This is a genomic window from Algoriphagus lutimaris, from assembly GCF_017051705.1.
Classification (GTDB): domain Bacteria; phylum Bacteroidota; class Bacteroidia; order Cytophagales; family Cyclobacteriaceae; genus Algoriphagus; species Algoriphagus lutimaris.
The window spans coordinates 744,366-760,700 of sequence record NZ_JAFIDJ010000002.1; the positions used below are offsets into that span (position 1 = coordinate 744,366).

The 16,335-nt window shown below is 40.2% G+C and carries 12 protein-coding genes; 4 read left to right on the forward strand and 8 right to left on the reverse strand.

Going from position 1 to position 16,335, the window contains the following annotated elements:
- The first annotated feature begins 1 nt into the window (after nucleotide 1).
- Nucleotides 2-1,078, forward strand: coding sequence for a serine hydrolase domain-containing protein (locus tag JYB62_RS13845; protein WP_205646015.1), 1,077 nt, complete (start codon nucleotides 2-4; stop codon nucleotides 1,076-1,078).
- Entirely contained in the window at nucleotides 1,068-1,694 is a 627-nt protein-coding gene (locus JYB62_RS13850) for a YdeI/OmpD-associated family protein (protein WP_317194675.1), read from the forward strand. The genes JYB62_RS13845 and JYB62_RS13850 overlap by 11 nt, the downstream gene beginning before the upstream one ends.
- 59 nt (nucleotides 1,695-1,753) lie before the next feature.
- On the opposite strand, the gene JYB62_RS13855 is transcribed toward JYB62_RS13850, so the two are convergent.
- The 3 genes from JYB62_RS13855 to JYB62_RS13865 all read right to left on the reverse strand — a co-directional run bounded on the left by JYB62_RS13855 (nucleotide 1,754) and on the right by JYB62_RS13865 (nucleotide 7,023).
- Nucleotides 1,754-2,875, reverse strand: coding sequence for an aldose epimerase family protein (locus JYB62_RS13855; RefSeq protein ID WP_205646016.1), 1,122 nt, complete (start codon nucleotides 2,873-2,875; stop codon nucleotides 1,754-1,756).
- Nucleotides 2,876-2,957: 82 nt separating this feature from the next.
- Complete coding sequence (locus tag JYB62_RS13860; protein ID WP_205646017.1) at nucleotides 2,958-4,811, reverse strand: glycoside hydrolase family 2 protein; 1,854 nt, start codon at nucleotides 4,809-4,811, stop codon at nucleotides 2,958-2,960.
- 76 nt (nucleotides 4,812-4,887) lie between these two features.
- The gene (locus JYB62_RS13865) at nucleotides 4,888-7,023 is read right to left on the reverse strand and encodes a beta-L-arabinofuranosidase domain-containing protein (protein ID WP_205646018.1); all 2,136 of its coding nucleotides are present in this window, start codon (nucleotides 7,021-7,023) and stop codon (nucleotides 4,888-4,890) included.
- 347 nt (nucleotides 7,024-7,370) lie between these two features.
- On the opposite strand from JYB62_RS13865, the gene JYB62_RS13870 reads away from it, so the two are divergent.
- The gene (locus JYB62_RS13870; protein ID WP_205646019.1) at nucleotides 7,371-8,915 is read left to right on the forward strand and encodes a M20/M25/M40 family metallo-hydrolase; all 1,545 of its coding nucleotides are present in this window, start codon (nucleotides 7,371-7,373) and stop codon (nucleotides 8,913-8,915) included.
- Between the two features lie 125 nt (nucleotides 8,916-9,040).
- Entirely contained in the window at nucleotides 9,041-10,126 is a 1,086-nt protein-coding gene (locus JYB62_RS13875) for a serine hydrolase domain-containing protein (RefSeq protein WP_205646020.1), read from the forward strand.
- A gap of 20 nt (nucleotides 10,127-10,146) precedes the next feature.
- Here JYB62_RS13875 and JYB62_RS13880 read toward each other — a convergent pair whose 3' ends face one another.
- The 5 genes from JYB62_RS13880 to JYB62_RS13900 form a co-directional block, all read right to left on the reverse strand.
- The gene (locus tag JYB62_RS13880; RefSeq protein WP_205646021.1) at nucleotides 10,147-11,676 is read right to left on the reverse strand and encodes an arylsulfatase; all 1,530 of its coding nucleotides are present in this window, start codon (nucleotides 11,674-11,676) and stop codon (nucleotides 10,147-10,149) included.
- A complete protein-coding gene (locus tag JYB62_RS13885) occupies nucleotides 11,673-12,212 on the reverse strand; it encodes an AAA family ATPase (RefSeq protein ID WP_205646022.1) in 540 nt (179 codons plus the stop codon). Before JYB62_RS13885 ends, JYB62_RS13880 begins: the two co-directional genes overlap by 4 nt.
- Nucleotides 12,202-12,816: a nicotinamide riboside transporter PnuC gene (pnuC, locus tag JYB62_RS13890; protein WP_205646023.1), complete on the reverse strand. Its 615-nt coding sequence runs from the start codon at nucleotides 12,814-12,816 to the stop codon at nucleotides 12,202-12,204. Before pnuC ends, JYB62_RS13885 begins: the two co-directional genes overlap by 11 nt.
- Nucleotides 12,817-12,905: 89 nt before the next feature.
- Entirely contained in the window at nucleotides 12,906-14,462 is a 1,557-nt protein-coding gene (locus JYB62_RS13895; protein ID WP_205646024.1) for a hypothetical protein, read from the reverse strand.
- Nucleotides 14,459-16,273 carry a hypothetical protein gene (locus tag JYB62_RS13900; protein WP_205646025.1) on the reverse strand — a complete coding sequence of 605 codons (1,815 nt, stop codon included), beginning with the start codon at nucleotides 16,271-16,273 and terminating at the stop codon, nucleotides 14,459-14,461. The genes JYB62_RS13895 and JYB62_RS13900 overlap by 4 nt, the downstream gene beginning before the upstream one ends.
- Nucleotides 16,274-16,335 lie beyond the last annotated feature (62 nt).

Below are 16,335 nucleotides of genomic sequence, written 5' to 3' on the forward strand. Positions count from 1 at the left end.
CATGTGGAAGGCTAAGCTTTCTAAATTTGGTTTCCACTTCATTTTTTGGGGGATTCTAATCTCCCAACCCCTTTCCGCTCAAGTGAATGTGCAAAAGATGGATGAATTGCTACCTGCAATTTTGGATAGTGCCAAAATACCAGGCATCAGCATAGCCGTCATCGACCAAGGAAAGATGGTTTATTCCAGCGCTTTCGGAAGAAAGGAGCTTAGAAAGGAGAGTGAAATAAGTAAGCAAACTATTTTTGAAGCGGCCTCGTTGACCAAGCCCATTACTGCCTTCTGTGCCATGAAGTTGGTAGAAATGGGAAAATTGGATTTGGATAAGCCTCTTTATCAGTACTTGGAATATCCGGATGCAGCTTCCGATCAAAGGTACCAATTGATCACGGGCAGAATGGTGCTTTCTCACAAGACTGGATTTCCAAACTGGAGGAAAAACAGAAATAGCAATAAGTTAGAAATCAAATTCGATCCTGATACCAAATTTGGATACTCTGGGGAGGGCTTTGTATACCTTCAAAAAGTGATGGAGCAAATCGAAAGGAAAAGCTTGGAACTAATCGCTCAGGAATTTGTCTTTCAACCTTTGCAAATGCATCGAAGCTTCCTGATTTTTCCTGAAACAGATGATTTTGCAGTAGGACATAATCCAAAAAATGAACCGAATCAAAAATTTATGCCAAAAGAGGCAAATGCTGCCTATAGTTTACACACTACTGCTGAGGATTATTCGAAATTCTTACTTGAACTCATGTATCCGAGTTTAATAGATTCGGCCTTCGTTTCTGACATGATTTCCCAAGAGACCCTCATGGACTCAAAAGACCCTTCTCTAGGATGGGGTTTAGGATTAGGTATTAATACCACTTCCCTAGACCAATACATTTGGCATTGGGGAGACAATGGCACCTTTAGAGCATTCTTTATCTTTTCCCCAAAAACAGAGGTTGGTCTAGTATATTTCACCAATAGCCAAAATGGCCTTAGCATAGTAAAAAGAATGGTTCATCTTACTTTTTCAGATCCTGAGGTCATGGAAAATTGGAACGAATACAAGCAGTTTGATGATGAATAAAAGTGTAGACAACTACTTCATTGAAGGATGTGGAAGATGTCCCTTCGGAGGAACTCCCCAGTGTAAAGTCCATTCTTGGGCTCAGGAACTTGGTCTTCTCCGGGAAATCCTTCAGGAAAGTGAATTAAAAGAAGAATGCAAATGGGGTGTTCCCTGTTATACCTTCCAAGGAGTAAATGTGCTGATTATTAGCGCTTTCAAAGAATATTGTTGTCTTAGCTTTTTTAAAGGAGCACTGCTAAAAGACCCTTATAAAATCTTGTCCAAACAGGGCGAAAATACCTATGCAGCAAGATTGATTCGATTTACCAATGTCCAGGAAATCAAAAAATTTACCTCTGAAATAAAGTCTACAATTGGCGAAGCCATAGAAGTAGAAAAATCCGGTTTAAAGTTACCTCCAAAGGAACTTACAGCAACAGATTTTGTGGATGAACTTTGGCAAAAGCTGGAGGAAGACCCTTCTTTTAAATCTGCATTTGAAGCATTGACACCAGGAAGGCAAAGAGGATATAACCTCTATTTTTCCCAAGCCAAACAATCAGTCACTCGTTTTTCAAGGATAGAAAAATCCATGAACAAGATCTTTGAAGGAAAAGGATGGAACGAACGATAAAAAGGGGAACAGATTAAATGAAATCTGATCCCTTTTTCAATTAAATCAAGGCTAGATTTTTATTTCGTTCCAAATTTGTAAATACAAGTTTGTTCGTATTGATCTCCAGGCTCCAAAATCGTAGATGGGAAGTTCGGTTGATTTGGAGAATCTGGAAAATGCTGTGTTTCCAAACAAAATGCAGACCTATATTCATAGGCGATGCCACCTTTGCCTTTGGCAGTACCGTCTAAGAAGTTACCCGCATAAAACTGAATTCCTGGTTCGGTGGTAAAAACCTTCATTTCAATTCCTGAATTTGGAGAATAGGCAGTAGCAGCCAATTCCAATGCTCCTTGTTCCTTTTTATCCAGCACCCAGTTATGGTCAAATCCTCCACCAAATTTCAATTGTTCATGGTCTTTGTTAATATCTTGGCCGATAGGTTTTGATTTAGTAAAATCAAAAGGTGTTCCTGCCACAGGTTCATTGCCTCCCAAAGGAATCAAGGTGCTATCAACAGGGGTATATTTACTGGCCATCAATTGAAGCTCTTGATCCAGCACATCACCACTTCCAGCCCCATCTAAATTGAAAAAAGAATGATGCGTTAAGTTGACTGGTGTAGCTTTATCGGTTTCAGCCTCATAAGTGATTTTAAACTCATTATCTTCTGTTAGAAAATAGGTCATTTTCACATTCAAATTCCCAGGAAAACCTTCCTCTCCATCTTTAGATAAGTAGGTAAAAACGATATGAGAATCATCAGCCTCTTGAATATTCCAGATCACATTGTGGAAACCTCCTGGTCCACCATGTAGGGAATTTGCTCCGTTATTGAGAGCCAAAGAATAGGTTTGTCCATTCAAATCAAATTTTCCTTTTGCAATTCTATTTCCATACCTACCCACTGCAGTTCCAAAAAAAGGTTCAGGTGACGTGAGGTATTCCGAAGGAGTGTCAAACCCTAACACTACATCGATTAATTCCCCATTCTTATCGGGAACAAGTAAGGTCATTACCCTTGCACCTAAATTGGTGACCGTCATTTTCATCCCTTTGCTATTGGATAAAGTCAGGATTTGGTAGGGGCTTTCTTCTGGAATCATAGTTTCTTCAGGCATTTCGGTTTGTTTTTTTTGAGCACAGGCAAACATAAGAACGATACAGCTCAAGCCTAGGATTTGGATTATATTTTTCATTGCTATGGGGTCCAGTCTGTATTGGGGAATTGGGGTAGAAAAGATTTCATGAAACCTTTCTACCCTACCAATTTACCTGATTTTACTGAATCGAAACCTTATAAAGTCGATCATGAAGAGATTTTAACTCTGCTGCTTTCATTTTAATGATTTTACGGTCATAGGTCATCAAACCATTCGTCTCCACTTCCACATCGGTAGTTTGTGTGTACACCGCTGCTGAAAGACCTGCTGCTATTAATTCTTCCATTCTACTCATCAATTGGGAGTATTTGGCTAAAAGCTCTTGTTCATTTTTGAAGCTCTGATATCCCCAATTGTCTTTCTGTTGCCAGACATGACCATCTACAGGAAGCCCTAATCCTCCAAATTCGCCCAACACGAGGATGTTCTCTTTTCCATAGATCCCCGGTGAAGGCATTTTGGCATCAGGGTAATTATGCAAGTCAATGATATCTCCGGTGATCTTTGCTCCCTCCATTTCAAAGTTACCTCCACTTGCAGAATTCACTAATCTACCTGGATCATGTGCCTCAGTCCATTCTGTGATTTCCTTGGTTTTGAATTGTCCCCAGGCCTCGTTGAAAGGGACCCAAACCACGATAGAAGGGAAATTGTAAAAATCATCCATGATTTCTTTCCATTCTGTTCTATAAATCGCTTCAGATTCAGGAGTACGATCCCGATCAGTTTGACTTCCTAGTACAGCCAATTTCATCTCCCAGCCATTACCCATATCACCGCTTGGCATATCCTGCCACACCAACATACCCATTTTATCGCAGGCATAATACCATCTGGCTGGCTCTACTTTCACATGTTTCCTAATCATATTGAAACCCATTTCCTTGGTTTTGGCAATGTCATACACCAACGCCTCTTCAGTAGGAGCTGTATACAATCCATCAGGCCACCATCCCTGATCCAGTGGTCCGTACTGGAAAAGGAATTTACCATTTAACATCATTCGCTGGATGCCATTCGAGTCCGGTGCCTTCTTTATTTCACGAAGAGCAGCATAACTTCCCACTTCGTCAAGGACTTTCTTTCCATTGATCAACTCAACTTTCAAATCATATAACACGGGATTTCCAGGTTCCCACAATTCTGCATTGGATATGCTAAGCTTTGCAGTTCCACTAGGACTGATAATTTCTTCAGCCAGCATAGTTCCATCTTTCCAGGCTGAAACCTTTACTTGATGACCTTCTGCTACGCCTGTCACTTCAGGGCTCACTAAAATTTGTTTGGATTGAATGTCAGAGGAATTTCTGATCCCAGAAATATAACTTGCAGGAACTGTTTCTAGCCAAACAGTTTCCCAGATCCCCGTCACCGGAGTATACCAAATTCCTCCTGGCTTATTTACTTGCTTTCCTCTAGGCTGTGGTCCATCATTGCTGGGATCCCAAATTCTTACTTGGAGTGTTTGATTTTTCCCTGATTTTAAAAATTCAGTAATATCAAATTGAAAAGGATCATATCCTCCTTTATGCACACCTACGGATTGCCCATTGACAAATACCTCTGTCTCCCAATCAGAAGCAACAAAGTGCAACAAAACTTTATCCTTGCTTCCTTTTTTTGGGGTTGAAAAAGTGGTGTTATACCATAATTCATTGTCTTTTCCCACTGTCTTTCCAACTCCAGAAAGAGCTGATTCTATTGCAAAAGGGACTAAAATCTCACCATCATAATTGCTGGGCATAGGTGTTCCTTTAGGAAGAATTGCATAGTCCCAAAGTCCATTCAGATTGACCCAATTTTGTCGAGTCATTTGTGGTCTTGGATATTCTTGATGCACATTTTCCGGATTTACTTTTGCCGCCCATTCGGTCATTATTTTCCCTTCAACGGGAGTCCATTCTTGTGCTTGGGCAACGGAAAATTGATGCGCAAAAAGCAAGGTTGCGCCGATAATTAAGGATCTTTTCATTAATCTAAAAGGTTTACTGTTTTGAGAACGGTTACTTGTATAATATTTAGGCTATAATTAGCCAGTTATTTCAAATTTATTGATTCTGTCTCAACTCTGGAAAAGCGGTAATTCTTAACCTTGCAGCTCCCATCGGGATCAAGGTCACATCTACCACAGGTTGATCCGAAGTTTTGGGAAGGTCTTTCAATTCTCCAACCAAGCCATATTCATCGAATTGCCATTCCGGGATTTGCTGTGCCTTTACCACCATTTTGATCGGAACTTCTTCCAGCGTAAATGGAAAGTTAGAAGAAGGCCATTTCCCCTTCATTACTTCAAAAGAGGATGAAGGATCATTTTCATCGACAATGATGCTATAATTCCAGTCCGTCACAGGATGAACTTCCCAGGAAGGCCATTTTTTGGTATCCACCCCCTCTTGCCATTTGGAATCCCTGATTGCCGTTTCATCACTATCCTTTTTAAGATATTTCTCCCTGATTTTTAAGGAATAGGTCAAAGGACCTCTATTCACACTTAAACTGTTGCTGTTTTTCTCCCAACGTTTGGTTTCTATTTCCATTGGCAGTTGAATGGAAACTTGATCTCCACTATACCAGGTTCGATTGATTTTTGCAAATCCAATTCCCGAAATATGATCCTTTACAACTTCTCCATTAATGGAAATAGAGGCACTTTTTACCCAAGCTGGAATTCTTAAATAAAGTGGAAAATCGACTTGCTTTTCCATACTTAAGGAAAACTGAATCTCTTCTTCAAATGGATAGTGCGTGGATTCCTTAATGGTTACCAGCGTACCATCTCCCACTTTGACTTCCACTTGATTTGCACCATAGAGTGTCGCAGCCACCCCATTGTCGGGAGTGGCCATCCATAGGTTTTCAATAAAATAAGGCCAACCCTGAGAATGATTGTGTTGGCAACATCTAGAACTAAAGGGGTTCATCATCAAGAATGGCCCTTTGTTGCCTATTCCCGGGAAATGGTTTTCAGCATCCAGCAAAGCCATGTTGGGAGAAGTAATGTAATGCAAAGCTTTAAAATCCGGCATGACTGCAGCCGGATAGGTATTATAGGCAACTTCCTCCGCATGATCTCCCCAAAAAGGATCTCCGGTGATTCTAAGCATATGTTCGTCTGAATTCATTTGCTCCACCATCCCGCAAGTTTCTACTCCTTGTCTTGGGTCTGCATACCCAGGTCTAGCATCTTCATCTGCCCCAAACATTCCTCCGGGAACCTGTCCAAAGTGGTTCCGAATGATTTCAAAATTTTCGTAGGAAGCCTTTAAATCCGCTTCATTTTTGGAAAGCAAGTAATATTGGGCAGGTTCTCTAAATGCTTGAGCATGGTTCACATTATGCCAATCCACCTGATCTCTATACCAGTCAGGAACTTCCCCTCCATCTCTTACTTCATAGTAGTTTCTGATATCTTCCAAGGGTAAATCCCTTCCAGTCCAATTGGCAGTATTTCGATGAATTTTCTCCGCCAATTCCAATAAAAATTCGTCCCCAGTTCGATTATATAGCCAGAACACGCTATGTAAATTATCTCCTCCACGAAGTTTTTGCCAGTAGCCTTCGAGGAAATTTTCATCAGGAATTGTCAACTCGTACTTGAAATAATTGGTCATTAACTCCAATACTCGGGGATCCTGGGAATATTCATAATAAGATTGAAGGCAATAGAGCATGATCATATTTGCCCAAAAATCCTGATTATCCCCATCAAAATGCTTTGGACCAAAATTTCCATCTTCCCGTTGGCTACCCAAGGTTCCTTCAATCCAGACCATCGCCTCATCGATCATTTTTTGATCCTCCAAAATGTAACCGATATTGGCATAGCCTTTCAACCAATAAGGAACCTCTTCCCATCCCCATTTTCCTTCTCCATCCGGCGAAAGCCAAGCATTATCCGTTTTTTGAAGCCAAGCAGAAATTTCTCCTAAATTCCCTGTCAATCCCTCTTTTTGTCTTAGTAGGTATTCCTTTAAAAAACCCTCAGGCTTTACCGACCCCACAGGCAGTTTGATTAAAGAACTTGGGATCAACGGAGCCCGATTACTTACATAATATTGATTAGTAGATTGAGTTTCAATTTTATCAACTATTGTCACTTCATTACTGCCAGAACCATTTTGGCAGGCAAAAGAGGTTATTGTAATACCAAGTAGTAAAAAAGTTTTTCTGGTGAAAAGATACATGGATTTAGTTTGGGTTTTGGTAAAATAAAGTATCAGTTACGCCTGAATGATTTCGACCCAAATCATGAAAATGATTCAATTGAAGCAATATAAGAACATGAAAAAAAGTCGTGATCATTCAAATTGAGATTGTACGCACTTGAAAACTACAAAAATATACAGATAGTCCCATAGATAAGAAGCATCTAGGGTTGTTGAATAACCCCTGAATTATTGTTTTTAAACTTGAAAACCCCGGGAGTTTGGAGGAATCATCAAGAGGAACTTTATTTAGACAAATACAAATCCACCAGCGGTGTGGAAAAGCGTTCTTCAAAGCCTATTTTTATCGTTTAAATACACCAAATATGAAAAAGAGATACCTACTCGGTCTTAGTATGATGTTGATTTTGGGAAGTCAGGTGCAAGCCCAAGACGAAATCATCGAAAAGATCATCAAGGAAGAAACTGAAAATTCTCAGTTAAAAGAGATTGCTCATGAATTAATGGATGGTATCGGTCCAAGATTAGTGGGAACTCCAAATATGCAGAAAGCTCATGATTGGGCGGTAGCAAAATACGAAGGATGGGGAATTGAAGCTCGCAACGAACAATGGGGTGAGTGGAGAGGATGGGAAAGAGGAATCACCCATATTGATATGGTGGCTCCATGGACCAAATCTTTGGCAGGTCAACAATTAGCCTGGAGTCCAGCATCTCCAGCAGGTGGTGCACAAGGAGAAGTTGTTGTTATTCCAAATGTGGCTGATGAAGCTGCTTTCCAAGCTTGGTTACCATCCGTAAAAGGGAAATACGTGATGATTTCCGCTCCTCAAATCACTGGTAGACCAGATTACAATTGGGAAGAATTTGCCACGGAAGAATCTTTCGAGAAGATGAAAGAGGAACGCACAGAATCCAATAGAGCTTGGAATGAAAGACTTCAAAAAACCGGTAAAGGCAGAAGAGAACTCCCTACCACTTTAGAAGATGCAGGTGCTTTGGGAATCATTACCTCTTATTGGTCACAAGGATTTGGAGCAAATAAAATTTTCTCAGCTTATACCAAAAAAGTTCCTACCATCGATCTTTCATTAGAAGATTATGGGCTACTATTTAGACTAGCAGAAGGTGGAGAAAAACCAAAGATCCATCTTAATGCGCAATCCAAAGATCTTGGGGTAGTTCCTACCTTCAACACCATTGCGGAAATCAAAGGAACAGAAAAACCAGAAGAGTATGTGATGTTATCAGCCCATTTTGACTCTTGGGATGGAGGTACGGGTGCTACCGACAATGGAACCGGAACCATCATGATGATGGAAGTAATGAGAGTTTTGAAAAAAATCTACCCAAATCCTAAAAGAACCATCTTGGTAGGACATTGGGGTTCTGAGGAACAAGGCTTAAACGGTTCAAGAGCATTTGTAGAAGATCATCCGGAAATGATGGATAAAATCCAAGCCTTGTTTAACCAAGACAACGGAACAGGTAGAGTAGCTAATGTTTCTGGACAGGGTTTTGTAGATAGCTATGAGTACTTGGGTAGGTGGATGTCAAAAGTTCCAAGAGAAATCACAAAAGATATCAACACGACTTTCCCTGGCAATCCAGGTGGAGGAGGCTCTGATTATGCTTCTTTCGTTGCAGCAGGAGTACCAGCATTCTCTTTGAGTTCATTGAACTGGTCATATTTTAATTACACTTGGCATACCAACTTGGATACTTATGACAAAATTATTTTTGATGATGTTCAGAGCAATGTGATTATGGCTGCTATCATGGTATACATGGCCAGTGAAGAGGAAAATATGGTTTCCAGAGAAGTGAGAGTTCCTGTGGGAAGAAATGGTGAGCCTACTGAATGGCCTGCAAAAAGATCTCCAACCAGAAGAGGCGGATTGGATAATTAATCCAAACTGAATCAAATTAGGAAAGCCACAGACATCTGTGGCTTTCTTATTTTCCACTTTTTACAATTCCCCTATTAGTGCATGAGTAAAAGGTTTTGTATTTTTCTAAACCTTACTCTATGAACATGAAAAAAATCATCTTTCAATTCATCCTCCTATCTTTTGCATTTACCTCACCGACGATTGCCCAAGAAAAAATCCTGGTAGACGCAGTAGAAAAAGCGAGAAGTGAAGGTTTTTCAGGAGTAATATTGGTTGCCCAAGAAGGTAAAGTCCTGTACCAAGAAGCCATAGGGTTACGATCATTTGAGAACCATGTCGCCTTAAAGAAGAACGATATTTTCGAAATGGCTTCAGTATCCAAGCAATTTACCGCCATGATGATCATGATGTGCCAGGAGAAAGGATTGTTGGAGTATGATGATCCCGTGGGGAAATATCTGGATATCCCCTACCGGGGAATTACAATTAGACAATTATTAACACATACCAGCGGTGTACCAGATTATCAAGCAGTGATGGATGAGCATTGGGACAAAAGCAAAGTAGCGGGTAATCCTGATATTCTGGAGTACCTAAATCAATACCAACCACCTATGATTTTTGAGCCCGGAGAAAAATATGAATACAGCAACACCGGGTATGTATTCTTGGCAAGTATAGTGGAAAAAGCCACCGGAAGAGATTTCGTGGAATTAATGAGGGAATGGATATTTCAGCCTTTAGGAATGAAAAACACCGATATCCGATCTCCAGAAGCGAAAGCCAAAGTAAAAAACTTTGCGGCTGGACACATTAAAAATGAAGCGGGGGAATATGTCAATGCAAATAACTTCCATTCCTCGGATTATACCGTTTGGTTAGGAAATAGAAAAGGACCAGGAAGAGTAAGTAGTACTGCTTTAGATCTTTTATTATGGGATCAAGCTCTATATACTGATCAATTGGTTTCCCAAAAAACCATGGAACTCGCCTATTCTCCAGCCAAACTTAATGATGGCACTAGAAGCTATTATGGATTCGGTTGGGAATTGGAACCCAAAAGCCCTTTAGGAAAAATGGTCATGCATACAGGAGACAATCCCGGATACAAGACCATTATTGTAAGATACATTGAGGAAAATAAAACCATCATCATCCTGAACAACAATTATCATCCTGATATGATGAGGCTTGTGGAGGCAGCTACACTTTCCCTAGGAAAGTGGTAAACAATTAAATTGTGTAAAATTTATTTATCGCCCAAAGCTGCCATTTTAAAGCGGTCTATTTCTGGAGTGGTGTGCTCCATCTTCATTATCTCTTCCATCTTTTTCACGATTTCCGGATTTGCTTCTGCCAAATTATTTTGCTCTTTTGGGTCAACAGATAAATCGTACAATTCAATTTCCAGATTTCCTTCCTTTACGATATTCTGGCGAACAGCCTTCCATTTACCCATTCGAACAGCCTGCTGTCCTCCATACTCAGGATATTCCCAAAACAAATATTCGTGCTCTTCTTGCTCCTGACCAAGTAGTGTCGGTAAGAAGCTTTTTCCATCTGCATCGGCAGGAACTGGTATTCCCAAAAGATCACATATGGTAGGCATGACATCATAAAAGGCAGAGATATGATCAGTGGTAGAACCAGCCTGAACTTTCCCTGGCCAACTCACCAGCATCGGGATTCTGATGCCTCCTTCATATACGAAGCCTTTGGTTCTTCCATAGCCATTGGTAAATGGTTTAGAGCTTTGGAAATAATCGAAATCCACACCTCCAGTATAAGTCGGTCCATTATCGCTCGTTACGACAATGATGGTATTTTCTTCCAATCCCAATTCTTTTAGTTTATTACGTACCTCACCGATTTGTTGGTCAAGGAGGGTGATCATGGCAGCGTAGGTAGCATGTGGATATCTATTTGGAAAGTATCCTCTGGATCCATCATACGGCACTTCATCGCCAAATTCAGATTCATACTTATCCACATCTCCCATAGGTGCCTGAAGAGGGACGTGAGGCAATGGTGAAGCATAGTACAAGAAGAAAGGCTCATCCTTGCTTTCCTCCAAGAAACTTAAAACCTTTTCGTGCATTAAGGTAGGTGCATAATCTTGCTGCTGGTATTTAGAATAGCTGGCGGGATCATTGGGATCAGCTTGCGGATCCAATTTTGTATTAGGAACCACGATCGGATTATTAAGCGGCACCTTCGTTTCATTTTCCCACATATGTGGTGGATAAAGGTTGTGCGCTTGTCTTTGGCAGTTGTAACCATAGAAATAATCAAAGCCCATCTTTGTGGGAATACTTTCAGTGGTCGGAGCACCTAAGCCCCATTTACCCACAATTCCTGTTTTATAACCTTGGCCTTGCAAAAGTGAAGCTAGTGTAACTGTACCGGTTGGTAAAGGTCGTTGTCCCTCTAAATTGGGGTCTGCAGCAGCTTTGGCATAATCCCATACCTCACCTCTTTCTCTCCATTCGTCATTTCCACGAATATAAGCATGCCCACCATGCTTACCAGTCAATAAAATGCATCTAGCCGGAGCACAAACTGGAGCTCCAGAATAGTGATTCGTAAAGACCATTCCAGAAGCCGCCAATGCGTCGATATTAGGAGTATGAATCTTTTCCTGCCCCTGGTAACCTACTTCTCCATACCCAAGATCATCTGCTAGAATATATACGATATTAGGCTTGATGGGCTTTTCTTCAGGTGAGGAGCATCCAAAAACTAAGGCTACGGCAAATAGAGATAAAAAGATTCGATTCATATTGGGTTGTTTTTGTGAAGGTACTTATTGATATAATTTATTGCTTGTTCAAGTCTTGAAACCTCTTTTCCACTGACCACCTCGAATGGAAATCCGCTTTCTTGTGCAAGTTGAAAATATTTGTCAAAGAAATACTTTCTCATTTCCAATTCTGGGTATTCCCGTTGCGGGTCAGGTTCCCATGGAAGGTCTGTGTCGGTCAATAGAATCAGACTATAAGTTCTTTTCTGGATTTGATCTAAGACCCAAGGGTCTGTTTTGTTAAATCGATGTTCGGACCAAATGTGGATAACTCGTAAATCCGTATCGCAAAAAAGGTATTTAGTCGCCTCTTGTACAAGTTGATCTTCCAGTTCCACTTGCCCTTTGGCTATTTCCAATAAATCATCGTATTGATAAGGTTTACCTAGTTTCTCCAAATATTCCCGGGCAAATTCTGGAACCCAGGGTTCTTTAAAGGCTGTGGATAAGTCTTGACATAAGGTGCTTTTCCCTGTCGACTCTGGGCCTAGTATCAGTATTCGTTTAGGCTGCATAACTTCTTTCAGATTTTATCCAAGCTAGCAAGCCCATTATTGCCAGCACCGTGAAAAACGTAAACTGGAAGGAAGTTAAAATTAACCCCTTGTAAAAATAAAGTGGGATGGAAACCAAATCCGTAATAATCCAAAAAATCCAGTTTTCCACTTTCTTTTTTGCCATCAGCCACATCCCAACAAAAGCAGAGGCAGTAGTGAATGAATCCCAATAGGGCACATCACTATCCGTAAATTGGGATAAGATCAAGTACAAGACCAAATAGGAAAATAAGAAAAGGACGATTGAAAAAAACCAACCGGAAGGCTTCAACCATGTAACCGGTAAGACAGTTTCTCCTTCTTTAGGGTGCGTCCAAACATACCATCCATAGATGGACATGCTAAAATAATAGGCATTGATCCCCATATCTGCATATAGCTTGTATTGAAAGCAGATCCATACATAAATTAAAGTAGAGATGATACCCGTTGGATACACCCAAATGTTTTCTTTGATGGAATAAAAAACAGAAGCGATGCCAAAAAAGACAGCGATCCCCTCCAGCAAGCTCATCTGCTGTAAGCCTTTTATTAAACCATCAAGGAGCCATTGGATTTCCATTACACGAAATAAAGAAAATAAACTTGAATCCTATCATATAAAAAAAGCGAGATTGAATCTCGCTTTTTACTCAGCAGAAATTTAAATTTTTACTGGGTATTTGGGTCTGCTTTAGTTGCAAAGCTTGCTGGTATGGCTCCGGAGGGAGTCTTAGTCACATAAACTGCAAAGATCGAATTACTAGCCCAAGTACCCTGGTTTGGAATTTTGGGCAAGGGCGCTGCTGCTTCAATCCCTCCAAGAATATATCCTGCAAGAACTTTCTCTCCGTTTGAAAGCCCACTCAACTTTAAGATTCCATTGCTTGTAGCCTTTCCTTCACTTTCAAGTTTTCGGTTTCCGATAAAGGTAACACTCGCTCCAAGAAGTCTATTATTTTTAATCGGCTCAGAATTAATATACTCAGAATAAGTTCCATCTGCTGATTCTATGAAGGTACTTATATCTGCCACGAAGGGGATTCCGTCATTTCTACCTTGGGCGGTTGCCAGATCGTAGATTGCTTTTTGAGTTGAGTCTTGGGAATAGTAATACAATCCTATTCCACCAAACATGGTCCTATAAATAGATTTATTATCTGCCTCATCATCGTAAATTGAAATAATCGGGCATTCATATTGGCTAAACTTCTGATGAACATCCTTATTCACCACAGGATTTTGGGGGCCAGTAATATAGATAGGGTAATCATATCCTCCGATGATACCTGGAGGAAATACACCTCCCAAAGCAGTAATTCTTTCTTGTCCAGTACTTGGATCAATGTCTTCGATAATGTTTCCGTCTCTTCGATGAAAAGGTCGATCTGGATCTGGACTAGTTGATGTACCATAGGTTAATATATCCAAAGACCCTGGTTTTAAGGTAAATACCCTTACTTCTTCGGTATATTCCTGAGTAAAATCAGTTCCACCAAATGCTCGATATTGACCATCAAAGCGCTGACCAAAGACTAAATAAAATCTTCCATTAAGTTTAATTAGATCTCCTCCTGTCACAGCAAATCGGTCATCTTCTCCATATTCCATAAGGGCCTCCATTTCACTTGCGGAAGCTCCATTTTTGATTGCTTGAGTTACTGCTTCAAGTTTGAACCGAATGATACTAGGAAAAGTCTTCATATCGGAACCGTCGGCCTTCCATCCATAGCCTCCGATCACATACACTTCATCCGTGTCTTCATCATGGTATCCCTGCAAATTATTGGATTGTAAAGGAGCGGACAGCTCATCTTTCAACCCATTTACATCGAAAGACCAAAAGTCTCCTGTCTCAGGGTTAATAACATAAAGAAAGTTGTTGGCACTATCTGGAATAAAATTATTCTCAGGAGCAGCTTTAAAAGTATGTAATCCTTGCCTTCTTCCTCCGACTATTAATATTTCTCCCGCCTGATTAACAGCACTTGTATAGGATTGCAATCCAGGAAGCGCAGGTTTATTAGAAAATTCTTGCTCCACAAATTCTATCGTATAAGGCAAAACATCCTGTTGAATATTTGGATCTGGCACACTCGTTTGTACCATCATAATCCCTTGAGCTTCTTCAGAAGTTTGTGAACCTCCGCTTCCCGAGTTTTCACAGGAGGAAAATACAACACTGGCTAACCCCACCAATCCAATATATTTTAAAATAAATTTATTCATGATTCTTGATTGTTTGGTCCAGTGGCTGTGCCGTTTTGGAGATTAAAAATAAAATTTAAGACAGTATCTCTTTTTGCCTTTGACAAATCCCGCGTTACAGGCATATACCTGGTGTCATTCTCATCTCTGGTCATAAAAAACCCTATCGCACCTGCCTTTATTCCATGCGAAGGAGGGGTATTTGGACCATACATATGATTCCATGGGGGGTTTTTCGCAAAGACTTCAAAGGATTTGAAATCAATAAGATTTATTTTTTCCGTCATTCCTGGAAACAACTTCACATAAGGGGCTAATATATCTTGAACATCTTCCCACTTTGGATTTTTTTTGACTTTATAATCTGACCAAGCAAGGCATGAGATCATAGCACTTTGGGAAATGCTAGAAGGAACTGGATAATCCGCATCATATAGGTTGATAAAATATAATTGGCCATCCAATTGGGGAGTTCTAAATCCTGGATCTTTAAGCACTACAATAGAAACTGTTGCAAAACCTAAAGAGTCAGTCTCTGTGATGGTTGCATCAATAGCTCCAAATGCCTGAGGAGTATTTCCGGGATTCGAGGGAGGAACTGTTGCGCCCGGAGTGTTTCCATGAACACTCACAATTTGAACACCTAACTTTTTCCCAGGAACAGGTTTCCCTAGCCTACTAACATAAACTTTAGTTGTTGCGACACTGCCAGGAGATCCTTCAAGTCGAATCGGCCTGACTTCTACTTCAATATTTACAGGGGTAATATCTTCAACAAATATCTCGGAGGGTCCAATATCTGTCCTGGATATCTGTAGGCTTAATGCTGATGAATTAAGGGCAGTAATCTGATCATCACTTAGTGGTATCTGAACTATGTGGGAATAAGTATTAAAACAATATTCTAAATAGTCTACCTCTCCTATTAAAATTGGATCTGCATGGTCAGGCTTAATCCAAGCCGTCAAAGTTCCTAAATCTACTGGTGGACCTCCTGCATTCTTTCTGCAAATTCCATTTGCCAAGTCCAGAATCAAAAATTTTCTTTCCTCATCAATTGTAAAGGGACAATTGTTAAACATTGGATAATGCCAAGGATCACTTTTATCTTGAGGTCTCCCATTCAGTATTCTTACACCAGGACTATAAAGCGGTTCATTTGCAAAAACCGGCCCCAAAGACCCCGTAATTCTTCCAGTTTGATATTGCTTATCCTCAGGGACATTTCTATATCCATCCACAACAAATCGAATAGACACCAAGTAATTTCCATTTTCTTGCAATGTCCTGGATTTCAACTCTTTTAATACCGGAGAAACCTCATCACTAGGCCAAGAGGAAAAAGGTACCCGTATAATGGATTGGTAAACACCACTTGCATTCATATCCCCTCCAAAACTATCCATTTGATAATCAGCATCTTGCCAACTCCTTGTCGCCAGAACAGATACCCACCATAATTGATTAAGCACAGCAGGGTCAATCAATCCTGTAAGACTGATAGAATCAGAAATTGGAATGCTTACTTCCATTCCATAAATAGTGGGCACTCCTTGTTGGTATACATCAATATCAGCAATTTTAGCAGCTGATGGTTGATCTGTAGTGATAAATGGAAGCCCTAAGATTGGATCTTGAATTTCACCATCCTTTCCTATTGTAGAAACTATACTACAATCTTGGAGTTGAAACTTATGAAGTCCTTTTGGATTCTGCCATGGGGAAGGAACAGTATTGTCAACTTCATAATGGGTAGGATCATTGTTTACAGTAGAAGGATCGGTAAAAAATCGACCGTAAAAATTAATCCTCGGATAAGATAAATAACTCATAATAAACTAATTACAATTTTTAATAAAATATTATACTCGAAAAATCCATCTAAATAGATGGA

Excerpts from the sequence above, each read along its gene's own strand:
- JYB62_RS13845 (WP_205646015.1), top strand. The coding sequence starts at position 2 with ATGTGGAAGGCTAAGCTTTCTAAATTTGGTTTCCACTTCATTTTTTGG.
- JYB62_RS13850 (WP_317194675.1), top strand. The coding sequence starts at position 1,068 with ATGATGAATAAAAGTGTAGACAACTACTTCATTGAAGGATGTGGAAGA.
- JYB62_RS13855 (WP_205646016.1), bottom strand. The coding sequence starts at position 2,875 with ATGAAAAATATAATCCAAATCCTAGGCTTGAGCTGTATCGTTCTTATG.
- JYB62_RS13860 (WP_205646017.1), bottom strand. The coding sequence starts at position 4,811 with ATGAAAAGATCCTTAATTATCGGCGCAACCTTGCTTTTTGCGCATCAA.
- JYB62_RS13865 (WP_205646018.1), bottom strand. The coding sequence starts at position 7,023 with ATGTATCTTTTCACCAGAAAAACTTTTTTACTACTTGGTATTACAATA.
- JYB62_RS13870 (WP_205646019.1), top strand. The coding sequence starts at position 7,371 with ATGAAAAAGAGATACCTACTCGGTCTTAGTATGATGTTGATTTTGGGA.
- JYB62_RS13875 (WP_205646020.1), top strand. The coding sequence starts at position 9,041 with ATGAAAAAAATCATCTTTCAATTCATCCTCCTATCTTTTGCATTTACC.
- JYB62_RS13880 (WP_205646021.1), bottom strand. The coding sequence starts at position 11,676 with ATGAATCGAATCTTTTTATCTCTATTTGCCGTAGCCTTAGTTTTTGGA.
- JYB62_RS13885 (WP_205646022.1), bottom strand. The coding sequence starts at position 12,212 with ATGCAGCCTAAACGAATACTGATACTAGGCCCAGAGTCGACAGGGAAA.
- pnuC (WP_205646023.1), bottom strand. The coding sequence starts at position 12,816 with ATGGAAATCCAATGGCTCCTTGATGGTTTAATAAAAGGCTTACAGCAG.
- JYB62_RS13895 (WP_205646024.1), bottom strand. The coding sequence starts at position 14,462 with ATGAATAAATTTATTTTAAAATATATTGGATTGGTGGGGTTAGCCAGT.
- JYB62_RS13900 (WP_205646025.1), bottom strand. The coding sequence starts at position 16,273 with ATGAGTTATTTATCTTATCCGAGGATTAATTTTTACGGTCGATTTTTT.